General features: G+C 60.3%; 14 protein-coding genes and 1 pseudogene. 2 read left to right on the forward strand and 13 right to left on the reverse strand.

Going from position 1 to position 19,549, the window contains the following annotated elements; genetic code table 11:
• Positions 1–5: 5 nt before the first annotated feature.
• Entirely contained in the window at positions 6–1,517 is a 1,512-nt protein-coding gene (locus tag XH83_RS27095) for a peptidoglycan-binding protein (protein ID WP_246776332.1), read from the reverse strand.
• A gap of 883 nt (positions 1,518–2,400) precedes the next feature.
• A complete protein-coding gene (locus tag XH83_RS27100) occupies positions 2,401–3,630 on the reverse strand; it encodes an FAD-binding domain (protein ID WP_194403721.1) in 1,230 nt (409 codons plus the stop codon).
• 255 nt (positions 3,631–3,885) lie between these two features.
• On the opposite strand from XH83_RS27100, the gene XH83_RS27105 reads away from it, so the two are divergent.
• Complete coding sequence (locus XH83_RS27105) at positions 3,886–4,926, forward strand: AI-2E family transporter (protein WP_194403722.1); 1,041 nt, start codon at positions 3,886–3,888, stop codon at positions 4,924–4,926.
• A 1,352-nt stretch (positions 4,927–6,278) separates the two neighbouring features.
• Here XH83_RS27105 and XH83_RS27110 read toward each other — a convergent pair.
• A complete protein-coding gene (locus XH83_RS27110; protein WP_194403723.1) occupies positions 6,279–6,998 on the reverse strand; it encodes a DUF4396 domain-containing protein in 720 nt (239 codons plus the stop codon).
• Positions 6,999–7,212: 214 nt separating this feature from the next.
• Here XH83_RS27110 and XH83_RS27115 point away from each other — a divergent pair.
• Positions 7,213–8,433: pseudogene (locus XH83_RS27115) on the forward strand (ABC transporter substrate-binding protein).
• Between the two features lie 260 nt (positions 8,434–8,693).
• Here the strand turns inward: XH83_RS27115 and XH83_RS27120 are convergent.
• From XH83_RS27120 to XH83_RS27165, 10 genes are all read right to left on the reverse strand, one after another.
• Complete coding sequence (locus tag XH83_RS27120) at positions 8,694–9,473, reverse strand: Crp/Fnr family transcriptional regulator (RefSeq protein ID WP_194403724.1); 780 nt, start codon at positions 9,471–9,473, stop codon at positions 8,694–8,696.
• 101 nt (positions 9,474–9,574) lie between these two features.
• Positions 9,575–11,374: a glycoside hydrolase family 15 protein gene (locus XH83_RS27125; RefSeq protein ID WP_194403725.1), complete on the reverse strand. Its 1,800-nt coding sequence runs from the start codon at positions 11,372–11,374 to the stop codon at positions 9,575–9,577.
• Entirely contained in the window at positions 11,367–12,440 is a 1,074-nt protein-coding gene (locus XH83_RS27130) for an SDR family oxidoreductase (RefSeq protein ID WP_194403726.1), read from the reverse strand. Before XH83_RS27130 ends, XH83_RS27125 begins: the two co-directional genes overlap by 8 nt.
• A 12-nt stretch (positions 12,441–12,452) precedes the next feature.
• Positions 12,453–12,833 (reverse strand): sensory rhodopsin transducer, encoded by a 381-nt coding sequence (locus XH83_RS27135; RefSeq protein ID WP_371746159.1) that lies wholly within the window; start codon positions 12,831–12,833, stop codon positions 12,453–12,455.
• Between the two features lie 2 nt (positions 12,834–12,835).
• On the reverse strand, positions 12,836–13,276 hold the full coding sequence (locus XH83_RS27140; protein ID WP_194403728.1) for a PPC domain-containing DNA-binding protein: 441 nt from the start codon (positions 13,274–13,276) through the stop codon (positions 12,836–12,838).
• 10 nt (positions 13,277–13,286) lie between these two features.
• Positions 13,287–14,942: a GMC family oxidoreductase gene (locus tag XH83_RS27145; protein WP_194403729.1), complete on the reverse strand. Its 1,656-nt coding sequence runs from the start codon at positions 14,940–14,942 to the stop codon at positions 13,287–13,289.
• Positions 14,932–15,594 carry a gluconate 2-dehydrogenase subunit 3 family protein gene (locus XH83_RS27150; protein WP_194403730.1) on the reverse strand — a complete coding sequence of 221 codons (663 nt, stop codon included), beginning with the start codon at positions 15,592–15,594 and terminating at the stop codon, positions 14,932–14,934. Before XH83_RS27150 ends, XH83_RS27145 begins: the two co-directional genes overlap by 11 nt.
• A complete protein-coding gene (locus tag XH83_RS27155; RefSeq protein ID WP_246776334.1) occupies positions 15,587–16,549 on the reverse strand; it encodes a hypothetical protein in 963 nt (320 codons plus the stop codon). The genes XH83_RS27150 and XH83_RS27155 overlap by 8 nt, the downstream gene beginning before the upstream one ends.
• Entirely contained in the window at positions 16,527–17,624 is a 1,098-nt protein-coding gene (locus XH83_RS27160) for an enolase C-terminal domain-like protein (protein ID WP_194403731.1), read from the reverse strand. Before XH83_RS27160 ends, XH83_RS27155 begins: the two co-directional genes overlap by 23 nt.
• Positions 17,621–19,396, reverse strand: a complete 1,776-nt coding sequence (locus tag XH83_RS27165) for a thiamine pyrophosphate-requiring protein (protein WP_194403732.1) — start codon at positions 19,394–19,396, stop codon at positions 17,621–17,623. The genes XH83_RS27160 and XH83_RS27165 overlap by 4 nt, the downstream gene beginning before the upstream one ends.
• Positions 19,397–19,549 lie beyond the last annotated feature (153 nt).

A 19,549-nucleotide genomic window follows, 5' to 3' on the forward strand; every position in this document is an offset into this window, starting at 1 on the left:
TCCGCCTACTTCTTGTTCGAACCCGAGTCTGTCGAGCTGCTCGCCGGCGCAGTTTGGTTCGCGCTCGGCTGATTAGCTGTCGACGAGCTTCCGCTCCGCGGCCGCTGATTAGCCTGACCAGTCGTATTCGACTGACCGGGCGAGCTTTGTCCTGTCGTCAAAGACGGTTGGTTCTGCGCCTGGCCGGGATTCTGGCTCGGTGCCTGCCCGACCGCGTTCTGCTCGTTCGACGGCTGCGTCTTCTGAGCGTTGCCGGCATTTTGCTGGTTCGACGGTTGACCTGTCTGGGTCTGAGCAGTGGCGGCCTGATTGCCGGTCGGGGTCTGCGTCGCAGCCGAGCTCTGGGTACCGGCCGACGTGGATTGTGACTGGATGGTTTGGCTGGCCTGCTGGCTCAGCCGGCTGGAGACGCCAAGCGACGATACCGTACGCATATCGATGTTGCCCGTCACAGCAATTCCATGCTGTCGCTGATAGACGGTGACTGCCTCGCGCGTCTCGGGACCCCAAATGCCGTCGGCTTCGCCATGCAGAATGCCGCGGTCGATCAACACGCGCTGGATGACGCGGATGTCATCGGGCGGGAGGTCAACGGCGGTTGCGGTGCTGCTGCCGCTGCTCGCGCCTCCACCATGGCTGGCACCGCCGGCGAAGCGGGCATTAGGACCGACCGGCACCACATCGACGATACGACGATCACGGTCAACAATCACGACCTCGTCCTCCACGACGAAGAAGCTATCGTCGCGATATGCGGGGAAAACATCGATCAGCGCCGGATAGGTCGAGACCGAGGCGATCGTCACGCTGGACGGAACTGCGATGCCGGTGCGAACTTGGAAATTGATCGAGTTCGCATTGACGCGCGGAGCCTTGCTGGTCTGCAGGACCGAGTGTTGCAGCGTCGTGCGCTGCTCCGCCGTCACCTGCTTGCCACTCTGGGTCTGAGTGCTCGCGGTGGCCCGTTGGGCCTGACCCTGCGCGTCGCTGCCGCCCTGTGCCGCGTTCTGGCTGCCCGAGCTCGAATTCTGCTCCTGTGCAGTTTGGCCGGATCCGCTCTGCTGGTTGTTTGTCTTGTTATCAGCCTTAGCGTCACTCTTGCCCTTCTCCTGCGTACGGTCGTCCGCCCGCTGCTGACTGTCACGATCGGACTTGGTCTGACCGGCTGCTTGATCCTTCTCCTTTTGGCCGTGCGCCTGGGCACGGTCCTTACTCCTATCCCGCTCCTCCTTGCTGTCTTCATGCTCCTTGCTCAAGTCCCCTGAGTGGCGCGTATTGTCGCGGTCCGCCGTCTGCCCTTTGCTGCTCTCCCGCGAGCCTTCGGCGTGGCCCTGCTCATGCGAGCCGGACTGCTGGCTCAGCGCCCGACTGGCCTCGCTGCTTCCTTTGGAGGGGGCTTCGGCCCGCCCAGTCTCGCGAGATTCTGATCCTCGGCCTTGTGTCATTCCTTCATGGTGGGAAACGCCCTCCCGGCCGGAAGCGCCGCTGCCCGTCCCACCGGAATGGCCATCCGACATTCCATTTTCAACCGTTCCGCTCCCCGCCCCACCTCCGCTCACCCCCTGCGCAGAGGCAAGGCCTATGCTGGCGAGCACTATCGCTGTCGTGACCAAAAACCTGCTCTTCATACCTTTCATAGTGCAAATCCTCCTCTCGGTTGTTCGCTCGTTCCAATTGGATGAGGCGGACATATCGATGCCGCTCTGCAATGCCGATGTCCGCCGCTGAGCAACCGGCCGAGGAGGGGATCGTTCCTGGTAGTTAGGACCTTGGTTAGCTTCCCGAGAATCCGCCGAACTTGATCGTGGAGCACTTCGCTCCACACAAGAGAGCGCATACCAAACAATGGCAACACGATTGTCAGGTACGAAAACAGCAGAAGACTCCCGGCCACCGCGCGGCAAGCGATCGGCGGCCTATCCGGCGAGCAAACTCGAGATCAAAGCCGCCTCGGCCAAGACCGAGAAACTACAGGATGACCGGCGGATAAAGGACCACCGCTGCTTCGAAACTTCGGCTGTCCACCCGCGCGGTTTGCGCGTCCGATCAGGATCAAGACGGCTGCAGCTGCGATCGTGACAATTCCGATCACGACCTTCATGCTCGTCTTCCCTTCCCCGCCCCGTCGCCAAGTGCTTGCGAACCAGTAACGTGCACGCTGGCTGCTTGTCGTAAAAAGAAGATCGGTGCGCTATAGTACCGTGTTTCTTCGAAAGATTGAGTTCAGGGAATAGGTCAGATCAGTTCAGAGCCCAGTCGGGTCTTGGCAGCCAGACCAAGAACACGCTCGCGGGTTCTCGTTCCTATTGCTCACGATACAACGTCATCAACTGCTGGCTCCGAACAGCGGTTCCTCACGACCAATCGGGCTAATTCGGTCGCAGCGCGGCCGCTGTAGTTCTAAATGCTGTTAGTTGGATCTCTGTGTTGGGCGCGCATCTGGTGCTCGGGCCAGCGATAGCTGGGGAGTTCCAGCTTGTCGGCAATGTCTCTTCCGATTGCCAATCTTGCCAACCCGGGTACGGAGAAACTCCGGACCACGAGGTTGCGAAAGATCATCCCCCAGGGCGTTCGCGGCGCCAGCGCTCCGGCAAAGCGTTGGGCGCTACGCTGCTTTCGTTCGATATAGCCCCGCATCAGGGTCTCGTAATGAGCAAACGCCTCGGTATATCGGTCACGGGCGGCAGCGAGTTCGCCGGCCAACACATAGGCTGAAATCATCGCCAACGCCGACCCCTGGCCTGCCAGCAGCGATACGCAGAAGGCTGCATCACCGATGAGAGCCACCCGCCCTCGTGACCAATTCGGCATCCGTATCTGACTGACGGCGTCGAAGTAGAGCTCGCCGGCGCGCTCGAGTTCGGCAAGCATCCGATCGCACTCCCAGCCATCTTCGCCATAGATTCTTCCCAGGATCATCTTCTGCGCCTCTGGCGCTTCCGGCAACGTGGTGCGATCGGCGGCGAACACGAGGAGAAACAGGGTTCGATCGTCGCGCAGCGTAAAGCGACCGATCATCCGTCCCGGTTGGCCGTGAATCAAATAGACGTCTTCGTCGCGCGGTCGATAACCGCGAGTCTCAAAGGCCGCCACCACATAGCCCAAATAGCGCTCGAACTTCCTCTCTGGTCCAAAGACGAGCTTGCGCACTGCCGAATGCAGTCCGTCGGCGCCAATGAGAAGATCGAACCTGCGCTTGCCACCATGCTTCAGCTGGACCTCGACGCAATCGAGCTTCTCTTCAACGAGCGTGATCTCGTCTCCAAAAATGGCTTCAACGTCGCCGTCGATCCGCTCATACAGCAGATGCGAGAGGCGACTGCGCTGAAGGGTGATGTATCGTCCGCCTGTCAATTCGGCGAAGACGGCGGCACGGAAGCCCGCCAGCCGATGGCCGGCTTCATCCACGATCCTCAACTCTTGGACGTGGTAGCCGTCGCGATTGATTTCCGCAAGTAATCCCATCCGCTCGGCAATGGTGAAGCCCAGCCCCCAGAAGTCGATGACATAGCCCCCGCTGCGCAGAGCAGGTGCCCGCTCAAGGAGTGTTGGTTCAAAGCCCGCCTCCCTCAGCCAATAGGCAAGGGTCGGCCCTGCGACCCCAACGCCTGAGATTAGAACACGCCTCATGCGTTCTCCTTATGACCCAATCAGCCATTTCAACGCTCAGTTGGGCCCCCGGCCGGGCCTGGGGCTCCAAGTTTTGCGTCACGGCAAGAACAAGTGAGGGAGCCACGGAGTAGTATGATGAAGCCTAGCGACGCCCAGACCGGTAGCCAGCTCAGTCTGAGGGTGGCGCCGGCTTTCCTGGATATTTCGACTACTCGCCTGTGCACCAAGAGAGAAGTCGAGTTTGGACCGTGACCAATGCGGTGAAGGAGAGCAATGCAAGGCAAATTGACAGCTCACGTCCGACATATTGAGCGCACCCTCCGAGTAAGCGCGATCGGCCTCTTTCTCGCCGCGTCAATCTGGTTGCTCCGTGACATTCTCTTGCTCATGTTCAGCGCCGTAGTCATTGCTTGCGTTTTGCGCGGAGCAAGCAACGCGGTGCAGCGCGCATTTCGTCTGGATCATTACACTTCTCTGCTTTGCGTCATTATCATCACTTGTCTCTTTCTCAGTGCACTGCTCTGGTGGCGCGGTAGCGTTATATTCGCTCAAGCCGACGAAATCGGCCAGCAACTGAGAACCCAGTTGGAGAGAGTATGGAGGGAGCTAGAAGATAGCTCATGGGGCTCGGTCTTTGCTCAACAGCTACAAATAGCTGGAAAGTCTCTGCGAGCCGGCCTGACTGGCTACGTCCCGGGTGTCATCGGCTCGGTTCTAGGTATTGGCGGCACTCTTGTCGTTGTGGGGGCGACGGCAATATTCCTGGCTGCATCGCCGCAATTGTACCTTGAAGGCGCGTTGCGTCTGCTTCCTGTCACTTGGCGGCCTCGCGGCCGGGAAGTTGCTCGGGAGCTTGGTTCTACGCTCAGGCTTTGGTTTCTCGGGCAATTAATCGACATGGCGATCGTGGGACTTCTTCTTGGCTTGGGTCTTTTCCTTATCGGCTCGCCACTGGCGCTTTCATTGGCTCTGCTCGCTGGGTTGCTGAACTTCGTGCCTTACATCGGAGCGCTCGCTGGCGCCGTACCGGCGATCCTCGTCGCTCTGGCTCGGTCTCCTACCTTAGCGGCATGGGTCGCTCTATTGTTCTTGTCGATCCAGCTCATCGAGGGAAATGTCATCGCACCTTGGATTCAGAAGAGGACGATCTCTCTTCCGCCGGTACTCACGATACTTTCCCAGACGGTTCTGGGGACGCTTTTTGGTCTGATCGGATTGATCGTGGCCACGCCTTTGATGGCCGTTTTGCTTGTTGCCGTCCGCATGATCTATGTCGAGGCCTTCTTGGAGCGTGAGAGTAAGCAGGTCACCTGATCAAGAACACCTTCAAACCGTGCGAGCGGTATTGTAGTTGGTACGGTGTCGTACACTCCCCAATCTGCCATGGGCGATCGGCGCGACATAGTGTCCGCGGCCCTTGACTCTAGAAACCAAGATCGAAGGCTGAAGTTGAGACCGCACTCTGAAATCACAGGAGCCACAGATGCGGAGACTCACACTCGCCCTTTCTCTCACCGGTTTTGATCGCGATCTCTCCACTCTGCGGTACGCAGGCCGCACCATTGACAGCGCTCTCGGCAGCGGCACGCTCGCCGGAGCACACGTCGGCGGTGCAGGACAATGTCTCGCAGGTGCGCTGGCGTGGCGGCTGGGGGATCGGCGCGGGATTACTTGCTGGAGCGGTAATCAGCTCCGCCATTGCTGGCCCCTACTATTATGAGCCGCCGTACTACGGCTACAGGTATGCGTACCACCCATACGGATATGGCGGATACTATCCAGCATACACCTATACGCCTTACTGGGGCGGATACGGCTGGGGCCTGCGACCATACGCCTGGGGACCGCGCCCTTGGCGTTATAGCTACGGCTGGTCCGCTCCGAGGCCGTGGGGATATACGGTCCGGCGCGTACACCCATGGCGTCACAGCTACGGCTGGGCTCCAAGATTTCATCGCCATCATCATCACGGTGTAATCCGCGCGCATCATCGGTGGTAACTCGCCGATCTCGCGACAAGGTGCCCGGCGCTCAACGCCAGCGGACGTGCGTCGGGCCGGCCGCGCTTCCGTAATGTTGTCAATGCCCTCACCGACTCGCGCCAGCAGTGTTGGAGAACGCTAGGGCGGCCCCAAAAGTCGGACGACAAACTGGCACTCCCGTAACTTTTCGGATCGCCTTGGACAGATTCATGTAGCATCGTGTTGACTACCATCCCCGGCAATGCGCCCGCTCCAACGGCGTTCTTCGCTACACCGCCTGGCGATGCTCCAGCAAGAAACGCCGCTCCCCTCATCGACGCCACGCCCGAAAGCCCGCAATGGCGCTCCACAATCCGAAAATATGCGGCTGATCTTCGACCTCACGCATACCGAGCGCACTCCGCAGCCCTTCGGGAACGTTCGAAAGAAAATAGCAGCGAGCATGGCAGTGCTGAGCAGCCCAAGGCCGTGTATCCGCTGCACCTTCCATCAGCGATGAGCACCTGGCACACCCCCGCCTAAAAGGACCGTATGAAAGCTAGTGCCATCGAAAAAGGCCCTGATTTTTCGGAGCCCCAATGTAATCGCGAGAATATGCTGCGGCAGACCACAAGAAAGCGGTTGGCGAACTTTCGGCGAAGAGTTCGGTTGCGCTCCGTAACACGTGCGCGGAGTTCACCAATCCTACATTCGCTCCTTGACGCCGGCTTCTATCAGGTACCAATTCACAGGATAACTCGTGAGAAATCCCGCGATCATCGCGATCTGCATCATGAACCAGAACTCTCGCATTGACGGCTCCAGCCTTACACTGAAGACATTCCTGAAGATCATGAACTGCGCAATCGCCATGAAGCCGTACATGCCGACTTGCCAAGCGGTCAGGGACAACGTGTCTGCCTTCACTGCTTGAGCAATCCCCGCCATCGGCGACAAGTCGCGCATTGGTTTGATGGTGAAATATTGGAAGGCGACGCCTAGCAAGAAAGCGAAGAGATAGTCTACGATCCAGACCGCTAGCATTTTTTCTGAGAACAGGGTTTTCCAACCAGCCAAAATCGCGATGACTGGAAACGCGAGCGCGAGACTTTCAGCGATAATGTCGCCCAGAGCACATCCGGCTCCACAGTGCATGGCACCTTTCGCGACCATGACTGGAAACGGGGTCGCCTTTTTTCCGTTTGATGGGCTGCCCCTGGTCGCATCGCGTGCCGCGAGGCGCCCAAACCTGTAGTACAGCCACAAGGTCAGTACGGTACCGAACAGACCGTTGACCGGCCAGACAAGATTCATGATCCACATCCGCTGCGGATGGCGCATTGTGTCGATCGCGATGAAAATCGTGCATGCAAATCCGAGGACCAAACAACCGAGCGCGAGAGCGTGGAGCCAGTGCGGGACCATAACGACATCTCCCTTTGGAGAAGCAAACGACCTCCATTTCAATTCGTTCAATGCAACTGGGCGCCGCAGCAGCATCTCCGCGAACAGTAGGGGAGCATCCGCCTCGGCGGCCGCCCAGAATCAGCTGGCTTTCGCGACATGCGGGTCGGACTGCCGGGCGGCCTAGCGATCTTGCGTCATCAAAATGCAGGGGTCATCCAAAGGAGTGTAACAGATGATTACTACCGCCAAGCGCTTCAGCGCACTTGTTGCGCTCATTTCCCTCGCCGCCTCGATGGGATTCGCCGAGGCGGCTGATAAGAACTACGACACGGGCGCGACTGACGCGGAGATTAAAATAGGCAACATCATGCCCTAAAGCGGACCAGCCTCTGCCTATGGAATTATCGGGCGTGTCGAAGCTGCCTATTTCCGCAAGGTGAACGACGAGGGTGGCATCAATGGCAGAAAAATCGACTTTATCTCGTACGACGACTCCTACAGCCCACCAAAGACGGTTGAGCAGGCGCGCAAGCTGGTTGAAAGCGACGGCGTACTGCTGATCTTCAATTCACTTGGTACGCCGACGAACAGCGCAATCCAACACTACATGAACCAAAATCCGCAACTCTTCGTAGCAACGGGAGCAACAAAATGGGCAGATCCTGAGCATTTCCCTTGGACCATGGGTTGGCAGCCGAGCTATCAGACTGAGGCCCGCATCTAGGCTCGATACATCATGCAGCAAAAGCCTGGCGCGAAGATCGCCGTTCTCTATCAGAACGATGACTACGGCAAGGACTACTTGAAGGGGCTAAGCGACGGTTTGGGAAATAAGTCAGGCATGATCATTGCGAAGGACAGCTACGAGGTGTCTGAGCCGACGATTTCGTCACATATCGTCAATCTGAAAGCCAGCGGTGCAGATACGCTTTTTGTGATCGCAACACCCAAATTCGCCGCGCAGTCGATCAAAGAGGTGCGCCAGCTAAAATGGGACCCCTTATTTATTCTGAACAATGTGAGCGCCTCCGTCGGCTCTGTTCTCAAGCCAGCTGGTCTGGAGAATGCCAAGGGTCTGATTTCGGCGGCCTACATGAAAGACGAGACCGATCCGAAATGGTTGAACCAACCCGACTCGAAGGCATGGGCTGCGTTTCTCGACAAGTACATGCCAGAAGCTGACAAGACGGACGCCGGAGCGGCGGTTGGATATGCGGTGTCGCGGACGCTCGTTCACGTGCTCAAGGCGTGCGGAGACGATCTCACCCGTAAGAACGTCATGAAGCAAGCAGCAAATCTCAAGAGTTTCGATCCCGGCCTGCTTTTGCCCGGAATAACAATCAGCACCAGCGCGTCCGATTTCGCCCCCCTTCAGCAACTTCAACTCATGAAGTTCAATGGTAAGTCGTGGGAGTTGTTCGGCCCCGTTATGAATGGTAGCACGGGCTCCTAGGCTCTCTCAAAATGGGCGGCCTCCTGTTGTTCTGCAGGGGGTCGCACCGTTCTGATGAAAGGCGTCTGACAAGTTCGAGACCCGCAGACGGTACATGCAAAGCGACACTGAGGCCGGTGGTTGGTAGGAAAGCCGGCTCTTCCATTTGAGACTTCTTTTTTCTCTCTTGGAAGTCGTGGTTGCCGTCAGCTGGCAGGAATGGGCATCAAGCCAGCTCCCTTGCCGTGGCGGTTCGTCAGGCCCAACCAGCAATATGGTCTTTACTCTTTCAGGCAACGGCCGATCTGCCGATCATACTCGCGCTGTATCAATCCAGAACACGAACACGCCAGCTGCTCCAGCTGAGCCCGGTCGACCAGAGTTATGGCGGCCCGTGTGTTGCGGATGATCCCAGCCTGTTCGAATGTTTCGAGGCACTCACTGACACTGGCACGACGAATCCCGAGCAATTGAGCTAAGACGGCATGCGTGATCGGCAATTCGCTGGAGTCCATCGCGTTTGCCGCAACGAGAAGCCAGCGGGCAAGTCGCTGCTTCACCGAATGGAGCGAATTGCAGGCCCCCACTTGCGCCGTCTGAAACAAGACAAGGTTGATGTAACGAAGGATCATGCCGCGAAGAACCACAAGGTCGGTAAGGGCTGCGTGGAAAGCGGCCACGGGAATTCGCAGCGCCGTCCCGCCCACCTGAACGACGCGGCGGTGCGGCGGCGTGGGATCGCCCGGCGCCAGCACGGAAGGGGCCCCGATCATGCCCTCGGAGCCGACCAACCACGCCTCGACAAAGCGACTGGACTCGACTTTGGCGGAGACTGACACGAGCCCATTTGCGAGGAAATAGACGTGCTCCATCGGCAACCGCCAATGATGAAGGACCTGACGGGGCTTCAGCTCGATGTCTGTCCCAATCGAGCGAAGCGCAGTCAGCTCCGAGTTTGGAATGCAACGCAACAGCTTGTTCGATGCAGCCACGGTCGGCCCGAGGCCTTTAAGGGCAATCGACCGCAGAGGAAGAGGGCTCTTCGCCTGACCATCCAGCATTGGTGGTGTTTCTCGGCAATCCCGGGGACCGACTGGAACCGCTCCCGGCTCTGGGGAGACTACGCGGTCGGACCGCCGCGGTTCCTCTTTAACATGTACGACTATTTTCCATGTCCATCACCCCGGTTCGAGGCCTTGTCCTCGAATCGAAGAGCGGCGCGGACCAACGCCAGATGGCTCAATCCCTGGGGAAAATTGCCAGCAAGCCGTCGATCCCGGACGTTGAACTCCTCGGCCAAAAGTCCCAAGTCACTGCGGGCTCGCAAGAGATGCTCGAAGGTCCTTTCAGCTTCTGCGCGTCTTCCCTGCATGAGCTGGCATTCGGTAAGCCATCCGCTGCACGCAAGGAATGCACCCTGACGGATTGCGCTTGACGACCGACGATGGACGTAACCCTCGTGGACCAGTTCGCGTTCTATCGCGGCGATCGTCCTTGCGACGCGCTCGTCCGTGACAGGCAAAAATCCCACCAAAGGGAGCTTCAGCAAGCTCGGATCCAGTCCATCAGACCCGTAGTATTCCACAAACGTCCCCCGTCCGGGGGCAAATCCCTTCTCACATATTTCACCATGCATTCGGCTCCGCAGTCCGGTCATCCGCTCAAGGAACGAGCCGTCCGCCGTCTGGTGAAGATCACGGCGGCGAACGAACCGATCCACCGCGGCCCAGGCAGAGACCTTAGAATAGGTGTAGTGCTGTGGCTCCCCTCTCACTTCCCACACGCCCTGGCCCGGCTCATTCCAGACCCGCTCGACGTGAGCGATTACGGAAGCGAGCAGATCGGCTTCACGTTCGGTCGGCGCTACTCCCGCTTTCGCGGCGGCAGCCACGCAATCCAGGAGTTCGCCGTAGATGTCGACCTGTCGCTGCGCCGCGGCGGCGTTTCCAATTCGCACCGGCTTCGCGCCTCTGAACCCCGGCAGCCAGGATGCGGTCCATTCCTCCAAGCGACGCGAGCCGTCGACCCGGTACATGATCCTGATCTTGTCAGGTTCGCCACCCGCAGCGCGGAGAAGCCAATCGCGGAACGCCTTAGCTTCATCGAGATAGCCGGCGTCAAGCAGGGCCGTCGCCGAGAACGCCGCATCGCGCAGCCAGCAATAGCGGTAGTCCCAATTCAGATTCTCGGCCGGGGCCTCGGGGAGCGACGTGGTCGGAGCGGCAATCATGCCGCCTGTCGCGCGAAAGATCATCGCCTTGAGTGTCAGAAGGGAGCGCCTCACGGCCTCGGGCCACCGCGTTTGGATCGAGAACTTCGCAATCCAATTGAGCCAATATTCCTCCGTCTTGCGCAGAGCTGCCGCGGCGGCAAGCGGCGGAGGCGGCGCACCCGTTGCGCTGCCGTATCGGAGACAAAATGCGATCTCCTCCCCTTCACTCACCTCCACTTCCGATACGATGCAGGAGCCCTGCTGAGAGAGCTGTGCCGGTGCATGCAGAACGACAAGATCCGGTCCCACGAAGGCGACGGCCTGTTGTCGATCGATCTCAACTGCAGGTCTCAAGGATCCATAGTCGAATCGTAGATCCAGCTCGCTGCGCAACTTGATCTTTCCCGCAAGGCCCTGAACGATCCGCATCAAGGTGGAGGCATTGTTCTCAATCGGCATAAAATCGATCAGACGGACACGACCTGTCGACAGTTCAAACTCGGTCTCGAGGATGAGCGTATCCGTGCGATAGCGGCGACGCGGTGAAGTGCCGGCTTCAACCGGCTCGAGCTTCCAACAACCATGCGCGTCCGTGCCGAGCAAAGCCGCAAGGCAGGCGTCCGAATCGAAGCGCGGCCAACACAGCCACTCGATCGAACCGTCGCGATGGACGAGGGCAGCCGTCTGACCGTCTCCGATCAGGCCATAATCCTCGATGAACTTCGTCGGCACGAGGAAGCTCTCACCCATGTCGAGCGTTGCGTTGACGTCGACGATATCCGGTTCTCGGGCTTCGAGAGCCGCGTCCTGCCGCCACGGCCAACGCAGCTGTTCCTAACAGCGCCATGACCGGAGCAAGCCGCAGCATGCTTGCCGGTCCGGCAAAGGCGCTATCGACCGCCTCTGAAGCGAAGCTCCCCCTGGTGCGATGAAGGCCGCGTACGGGTTGCTCGAGGTTGTCCTGCCGACTTGGATCGATCGGGCGATCCGTCTGTTGGCCACTGATACAGGTTCGTGCGAGATAGCGATCCAGCAGCCCCGGCAAGATCATATTGCCAAGAATAACCTTTAGGGTGCTGAAACCGATCCAATGCTCCCTCGCCGGCCTTTGAGCTGCATCGTACACTTTATTCGCGATGACCTCGGGCTCGACCACGGGGGCCACCGGCCTCGGCGTCCGCGGCATATGCGCCCTCGCCCAATCGAATTGCGGCGTGTTGACCGCCGGCAGCTGGAGCATCATCAAATTGAGCCTGCTCTGCTCGTGCCTCAGCTCGCTTCGCAGCGAATCCGTGAAACCGCGAATGGCGTGCTTGGCCCCACAATAGGCCGACTGGAGCGGAATGCCGCGGTAGGCCAACGCCGATCCGATCTGGATGATCGTCCCCCTGTTCGCGGGCCGCATGTGGCGCAGGGCCGCCATCGTTCCGTGCACGAAGCCGAGATAGGTGACCTCGGTGACACGGCGGAATTCATCGGGCGTCATGCGCCAAACCGGAGAGAACACCGTCACCATCGCGTCGTTGATCCAGATGTCGATCGGACCCAGCGTCGATGCGATGCGGTCCGCGGCCGCAAAGACGGCGCCGGCATCCGCCACATCCAGAGGCATCACAACCGCCCGTCCTCCGACGTCCTCGATCTCGCGCCGCACATCCTCGAGGGCTTCCGCATCTCGGGCGATCAGACCGATGGAGTAACCGGCGCGGCCGAAACGATGGGCGATGGCCCGGCCAACCCCAGCGGATGCTCCTGTGACCACGACAACCGGACGGGGACGGACCGGCCCCTCATGCAAGCTCGCTTCGCCATTCATTAGGACATCTCCTCACTCCGGTACGGCGGGGTAGGCAATGGTCGACAGCAGCGCCATTGCTGGCTGGCGCGAGTCGAGCCTGGTATGCTGAACGATCACCGGCTCGCTCGCCTCGATAATTGAAGCGTAACTCGTGTCGCGCGGAACCGGAGCGGGGTCGGTCAGATCATTGAAGCGGAGATGCAGAGTGCGCTTGGCCGGCACCTTCACCCGGTAGGGGCCGACCGGAGCCCTGTTCTCGAAGAACAACGTAATCCGGACGTCTGCGTCGCGATCGCCCGTGTTCAGGAAGCACGCCGCCTCATGCGACACAAGATCGTGCGCGTCGCTGACGCTGTCGCTTGGGATATAGCCTTCCGGGATGGCCCACATTGTGCGACCGATGCTCTGCATTGTCATCGCTCCAGCTTGATCAACGCCAGCCCCGTCACGGGATCGTGCGCCTTCTGAAGATGGGCGGGATTTTCGGTTACGATCACCTCGAGAGTGGGGCGCACCCGAGCCGATCCAAGGTGGCCGGCGAGAGCGGTGCCGTCGCGCCGCCCGACAACGAGATGGACGTGCACGGAAGGTTCGCCCGACGGCGAAACCGCGATATCGCCGACGAGCGAAGCGACCTCCACCTGTTCGTCTACGCGATTCTCGAGGTATGTCTTTTTCTCCCAATCGAAGTATTTCAGCACAAGCCCGCTGAAGGCTCCGATGCCGGTGATTTGGGCTGCGGAGATCCGCTGCGCCGCTGCAAAGGACTTGAGGCTTTCCATCGCCTCGTCGCCGCTGTCGAGGATGACTGCAAAGGTTCGCTGCGCGCTGTCGTTGAGGAGCTTGTGCCTCATCGGTATCCTCCTAATTCAATCTGATCTCTCCCACTCGGGACAGAGCCCGAATTCGATCCGCCGTGCGGCAAGCAATCGCCTGAATTGTCAGGGACGGATTCGCGCCGCCCACGGTCGGAAACACGGAGCCGTCGCAAATCCAGAGATTAGGGATGTCCCAGCTGCGGCAGTCCGCATTGACGACGCTGTTGTCCGGCCGATCGCCCATCCGGGCCGTACCGTTGAGATGACAGGTGTCGTCCTCCTGCACCCATAAGTCTTTGGCGCCGATCGCGCCCAGAGCCCGGCTCATGAAGGCGACGGAGTGATCGATCAGGCGCTTGTCGTTGTCGCACCAGGAGTAGGTCACGCGCGGAATTCTCAGCCCGTATTGATCGACTTCGTCGGCCAACGTGACGCGGTTGCTTTCCTGAGGCAGCATCTCCCCAACGATCTTCAAGCCCAGGACGTGGTTATAACGCTTCATCGCCTCGACCAGTCGCGTCCCCCACAGACCATGCGCCGTCGCTTGCGTGTTGGCCCATAGCTGCGGAAGGGGGCCCTGGCTCATGTAAGCGTAGCCACCAAAGAAATCCTTGCCCTCATCCTCGTAATTCCAGTGCTCGGTGATGGCGAGGGACGGAGGTCCCTTGTACGAGCGGACCTCCTCGTCCATCTCGCCCCACACCGCCTGGTTTGCCTGTGCCATGAGATTCTTGCCGACAAGTCCGGACCTGTTTGCCAGGCCATCCGGAAACTTGTCGGTCGCCGAATTCAGCAGGAGCCTCGGTGTTTCGATCGCGTAGCCGGCCACCACCACGTTGCGTGCCTTCTGAAAGCGCCACTCGTTCTGGCGGTGATAGTGAACGCCGACGGCGAGACCATTCGCGTCGGTCTCGATCCGGCCGACCATGGCGAGATCCCGGATCTCGGCGCCGGCGGACAGAGCGCGCGGAATCCATGTCACGAGCGCGCTTTGCTTGGCATTCGTCGAGCAACCGGTCACGCAGAAGCCGCGATAGACGCAAGGATGTGCGAGGCCGCGCGGAGCAGAGAGGGTTGCCAGCGGCGTCTCGGTCCAGCCAATACCAAGGGCTTCGCAGCCGCGCGCGAGCGCGCGGGCAGCAGCATTGAGCGGATGGGCGCGATAAGGATAGCGCGGACGCGGCGGTCCCCAGGGGTAGTTGACAGGGCCGGAGATCTTGAGGGCTTGCTCGACCTCCGTGTAGTAAGCCCACATCTCGCGCCAATCGAGGGGCCAGTCCGCACCATAACCAAGCTTGGTCCTGGCTTTGAACCATTCTGGCCGGAACCGGAGCGATACCATTGCGAAATGCACCGTCGAGCCTCCGACGGCCTTGCCGCTGTTGTTGCTTCCGAGCTGCAGGGGATTGTCGCCATCGACGATACGATCGTCCGTCCAGTAAAGCTTGGTTTGCTCGGACTCGTCGGAGGCGAAATCCTCAAGCGGCCGGAAGTAAGGGCCGGCATCCAGGGCAATCACAGAGAAGCCGTATTCGGCTAGTTTGCAGGCGAGCGTCGCGCCGCCCGCCCCGGTTCCGACGATCACGAAGTCGACCATTTCGTGATCGGCGTATTGCTTCATGCTGACCCAACCGCCGGGCCGGAACACGTCCGGTGCGCGGCCCTCGCGGGCGCGGGGACTATGCCGGGGATCACCGGACATTGCGATTGATCCTTAGAGCGTTAGCCTCCCGGCCCGGCTTGGCCTCGGCCGCCTCCCAGGGATCGCGATCATTGAAATCGAGGCGCACGTAACCGCGCGGACTGGCGGGTCCGCCCCACCCCACCTCGCTCCACGCGATCGGATGGGAATAGTAGGCGAGGACGACGTCGCGCAGGAGTCGCTGCTTAAAGAACGTCTGCGGCGGCATACCGGCCCATTCCGGCGCGTTCAATTCGCCCGCCTCGCAGCGCCTTAGCAGATCGTCTTGATCTGCGTCAGCGATTGCTGCGAAGGAACGCTTGTGGAGGACCCTCGCCTCCGCATTCAGGGCTGCGAGGCCCCTTCGCCAAGCTTCGCCGTCGCCCGGCAGGCCCGCGGTACGATAGCCATCCTTGATGCCGGCTCGCAGCTTCTGATCGAGCAGGCCAGCCACAGGAACAGGCGACCTCGACGCAGGTTGCGGCACGATGCGATCGGCGATTGCGGTGAGCACTTCGAACTCAACCAGGGTCAGGAATTGCGGCTTGTCCGGCACCTGCAAGCGAGCCGCGATCACCTCCCGCGTCTTCTCATTCCAGGATGGGCTCCGCCATTTCGCAAGCACGTCATAGCCGGGGTAGGCATTGTGAAGCTCGGCCTTCCGATCAAGCATCTCGTGCCTCTCTGATCAACTCGAGCGCAGCAAGCCCCGCCATTGCGAGCCCAGCGAAGCTTGGGGGTGCCGGCAGAGGCGGTCCGTTGAGGATGTTTTGGCTCCAATTGCGCCAGCCGCCCATGTTTCGCGAGACGCCATAGGCGTGAAAGCCAACGCCGGCAAAACCCATCAACGCAAGCAGCCGCATCCACCATCGCGCAAGGCCGCGCATCCGCCTTCCACCGTTCAATACCGCGCCGGCGAGTAAGCCAGCGCCGATCGGCGGGAGGGTCACGGGAGCGGCCATGAAGGGGTTGTGAAACGCTCCGCGAAAATGGAGCAACCCCGCCTCTCCCGAGGTTCCAAGGAGGCCCAGCGCTGATACTGTCGCGACCGTCTCAGCCGCGGGAAGCTTGAAGATCCGACGAGACCGCCGGCGCCCGTTGGCGCGTACACGTTCCGAGCAAAAGCCCAACAACCCGGAGAGCAGAATAGCCATCGGCGCGCCGAGGGGAGCACCGTAGAATACGTTCTGCCAGCTCAGGCCGCCGACTTTTTTCGTCACATTGTAGATGTGAAAGCCTGTTCCAATCAGGCCGGTGACGGCCGCCGAAAGATACGACGCGTCTCGTGCTCTGTGTGCAACCGGGCGCCGGTCCGCCGTGCCGTGCAGGCTCATTGCCAAGGTCAACCCGGCAACGACCAGCGGGGTGAACATCGCCTTATTCTTGAATGACCCACGGTAGTGCTCGAGAGCGCTGTCGGCAAGGACGGACGCGGCCAACATGCCCGCGACTCGATTCAGACGCCGGGCTGCCGAAACGGTCTCGGCCTCGCGCTGCGCGGAGCGGGAGAGCGAGCGAGGTACCGACAACCGCAGCGGTCTTGCCCGCATCGCTTCGACGGCCGGAGCTTGGAAGCTCTCGCGCGCCTTCTCTTTTCTTACCTGGTTAGATCGCATAGCGCTCAGCATCCGTTTCCTTGAAGATCAAGCCGTTGCCCGCTACCGACAGGTCGGGCTGGATCGCACCATTACGTGGCTTCGGCGCGCCGTCGAAAAGCATATGTTCGATGCGAACGTGATCGTGAAACCATTCCAGATGCCGTAGGCGCGACACAGCGCAGGCGGCGTGGAGATGCAGAGCCGGCGCGCAATGGCCCGACAGATCGATATGGTGCGCCTCGCAAAGCGAGGCGATTTGCAGAAACCCGGTTACGCCGCCGCACCGGGTGATATCGGCCTGCTGAACGTCGACTGCCGACGCTTCCAGCATCGTCCGCACATAGTCTGTGGTGTAAGCGTACTCACCCGCAGCAACCTCCATGCCTGCCGGGGCACGGGCGCGAACCGCATGCAAGCCCGCGAGGTCGTCCGACGACACCGGCTCCTCAAACCATTTGACACGGTGAGGCTCGAAGAGATCCGCAAGCTCTAGCGCTTGTTTCACCGAGTAAGCACCGTTTGCATCGACGAAGAGATTGGCGCGTTCGCCTATCGCGCGGCTTGCCACTTGCACGCGATGCGGATCGAGGTCCGGCTCCGAGCCCACTTTCATCTTGACATTCGTGCACCCAGCGTCGGCAACCCACTTGCCGAGCTGTTCGGCCAATTCGGTGTCCGAGTAAGTCGTGAAACCTCCGCTTCCATAGATCGGGACATTTCTTCGGTAGCTTCCGAGCAGCTGAGCCAGGGGCACACCCCAGATCCGCGCCTTCAAGTCATAGAGAGCCGTATCGACCGCCGAGATAGCATTCGCAGCGAGGCCTTCGCGTCCCAGATTGCGAACCGCGCGCTGCATCGCCATCCAGGCGGTTTCGGGCGCGAGGGCATTCATCCCGCAGACGATCGAGGCGAGCTTGCTCATGATGAGCGCAACTATGCTGTGGTCAGAATACGTGTAACCAATCCCGGACTTGGCGCCGGCCGCGACTTCGACCAGAACCAAAGTTGTGGAATTCCAACTCATCGTCCCGTCGGCCTCCGGTCGATCGGTTGGAATCTCGAAGGCACGAGCCTTGACTGCCTCGACAGAGATCTCGACCATCATTCCTTCCCGGGCATTACGCTCGTCAACAGCACCTTGGCGCTGTTCTTCAGAACGCTGCCGAGCTCCGGCTCCGAAGGAAGCATACTGACGAAATTCTTAGCGTCCTTGAGCGTGATGTGGGGCGGCAGCGGTGGAACGTTGGGATCGGTGTACGCCTCAAGGACCACGGGACAATCCGCCGATAATGCCTCATCCCAAGCAGCGCCGACTCGGTCCGGATTGTCGACAAAGATGCCCTTGAGGCCGATCAGCTCGGCGTAGCGGTGGTAGGGAAAGTCTGGGATGCTCTGGGTAGAAAGCGTCTTTCCCGCACCGAGCTGAATCCGCTCCTCCCACGTGACTTGATTGAGATCGCGGTTGTTGAGGACGAGCACGATCAGGCGTGGATTTGACCAGGCCCGCCAATATTTCGAGATTGTGATGAGGACGTTCAGCCCGTTCATCTGCATCGCACCGTCGCCCATGCAGGCGATGACTGTCCTGTCCGGATAGGCCATCTTCCCTGCCAAGGCGTAAGGTGTTCCGGCACCCAGGGAAGCCAGACCTCCGGAGAGCGAAGCTTTCATGCCCCGGCGCATCTTCAGATCGCGCGCATACCAATTGGCCACTGAGCCTGAATCCGCGGTGATGATCGCGTTCTCAGGGAGACGGGGCGAGAGCTCCCAGAATACGCGTTGCGGATTGAGCGGCTCCGCCGAATCCATGGCGCGCTTTTCAAGCGTCTGCCACCATTCCTGCACGCCTTGCTCGATGTCACCTCGCCAAGATGACCTTTGCTTCTGCTGAAGATGCGGCAGCAGCGCCTGCAACGCCAAAGAGCTGTCCCCGACGATGTTGACTTCCATGGGGTAACGCAGGCTCAACCTGGCGCCGTCGATATCGATCTGAACGCCGCGCGCCGCGCCGGGCTTCGGCAGAAACTCGCTGTAGGGAAACGCCGAACCGACCATCAGGAAGGTATCGCAATTTTTCATGAGGTCCCAGCTCGGCTTGGTGCCGAGCAGTCCGATCGAACCGGTTACAAAGGGGAGTTCGTCCGGGACGGCCGCCTTTCCAAGGAGGGCTTTGGCCACCCCGGCCTGCAGGCGTTCGGCCATCGCAATGACTTCATCGGTCGCGTTCAAGGCGCCTGCGCCAACCAGCATCGCGACTTTCTTGCCGCTGTTCAGGACCTCGGCGGCGGCGCGCACCAGATCCTCGTCCGGTCGCCTTGCAGGCTCCGCATATCCGACACCCGTGTGGGTCGCGCCATGCGCGAGAGGCGGATCCTGGTAATCCAGTTCCTGAACGTCTTTCGGTAGGATCACGCAGGTAACGGCGCGCTTGTTGTGCGCAATGCGTACGGCCCGGTCGATTAGATGACGCACCTGCTCGGGCACGCTCGCCTGCGCGACGTACTCGGCGACGTCCTGAAACAGCACCTGCAGATCGACTTCCTGCTGATAGCTCGCCCCGATTGCGCTTCTCGCCTGCTGCCCAAAGAGCGCAACCACGGGAACGTGGTCCATCTTGGCGTCGTATAGACCGTTGAGAAGGTGAATTGCGCCGGGTCCCGAGGTCGCGTAGCAGAGGCCAACCTGCCCGGTAAACTTTGCGTGGGCCGAGGCCATGAAGGCTGCCATCTCTTCGTGCCGAACCTGCACGTAGTCGATCTTGTCTTTCGCGCCTTCAAGGGCGACGTCTAGGCCTCCTACTCCATCCCCCGGATATCCATAAACCCGGCGCAATCCCCATTCGGACAACCGGTGCCAAACGAATTCGCTGACATTCATTGGATTTTCTCGCGGTTCTTTCGCGCTCGACGTTGGAGCAACGGTCAGGCAACCAGAACGTTTCGGAGTTCGGTTGGCCATCACCTACGATGTGCGTACGCTCGCGTACGTCTCGCTTCGGCGGCACCAGACGAACATCGCAGGGCCTGCTTT

The sequence above is a fragment of the Bradyrhizobium sp. CCBAU 53351 genome (assembly GCF_015291745.1).
GTDB lineage: Bacteria > Pseudomonadota > Alphaproteobacteria > Rhizobiales > Xanthobacteraceae > Bradyrhizobium.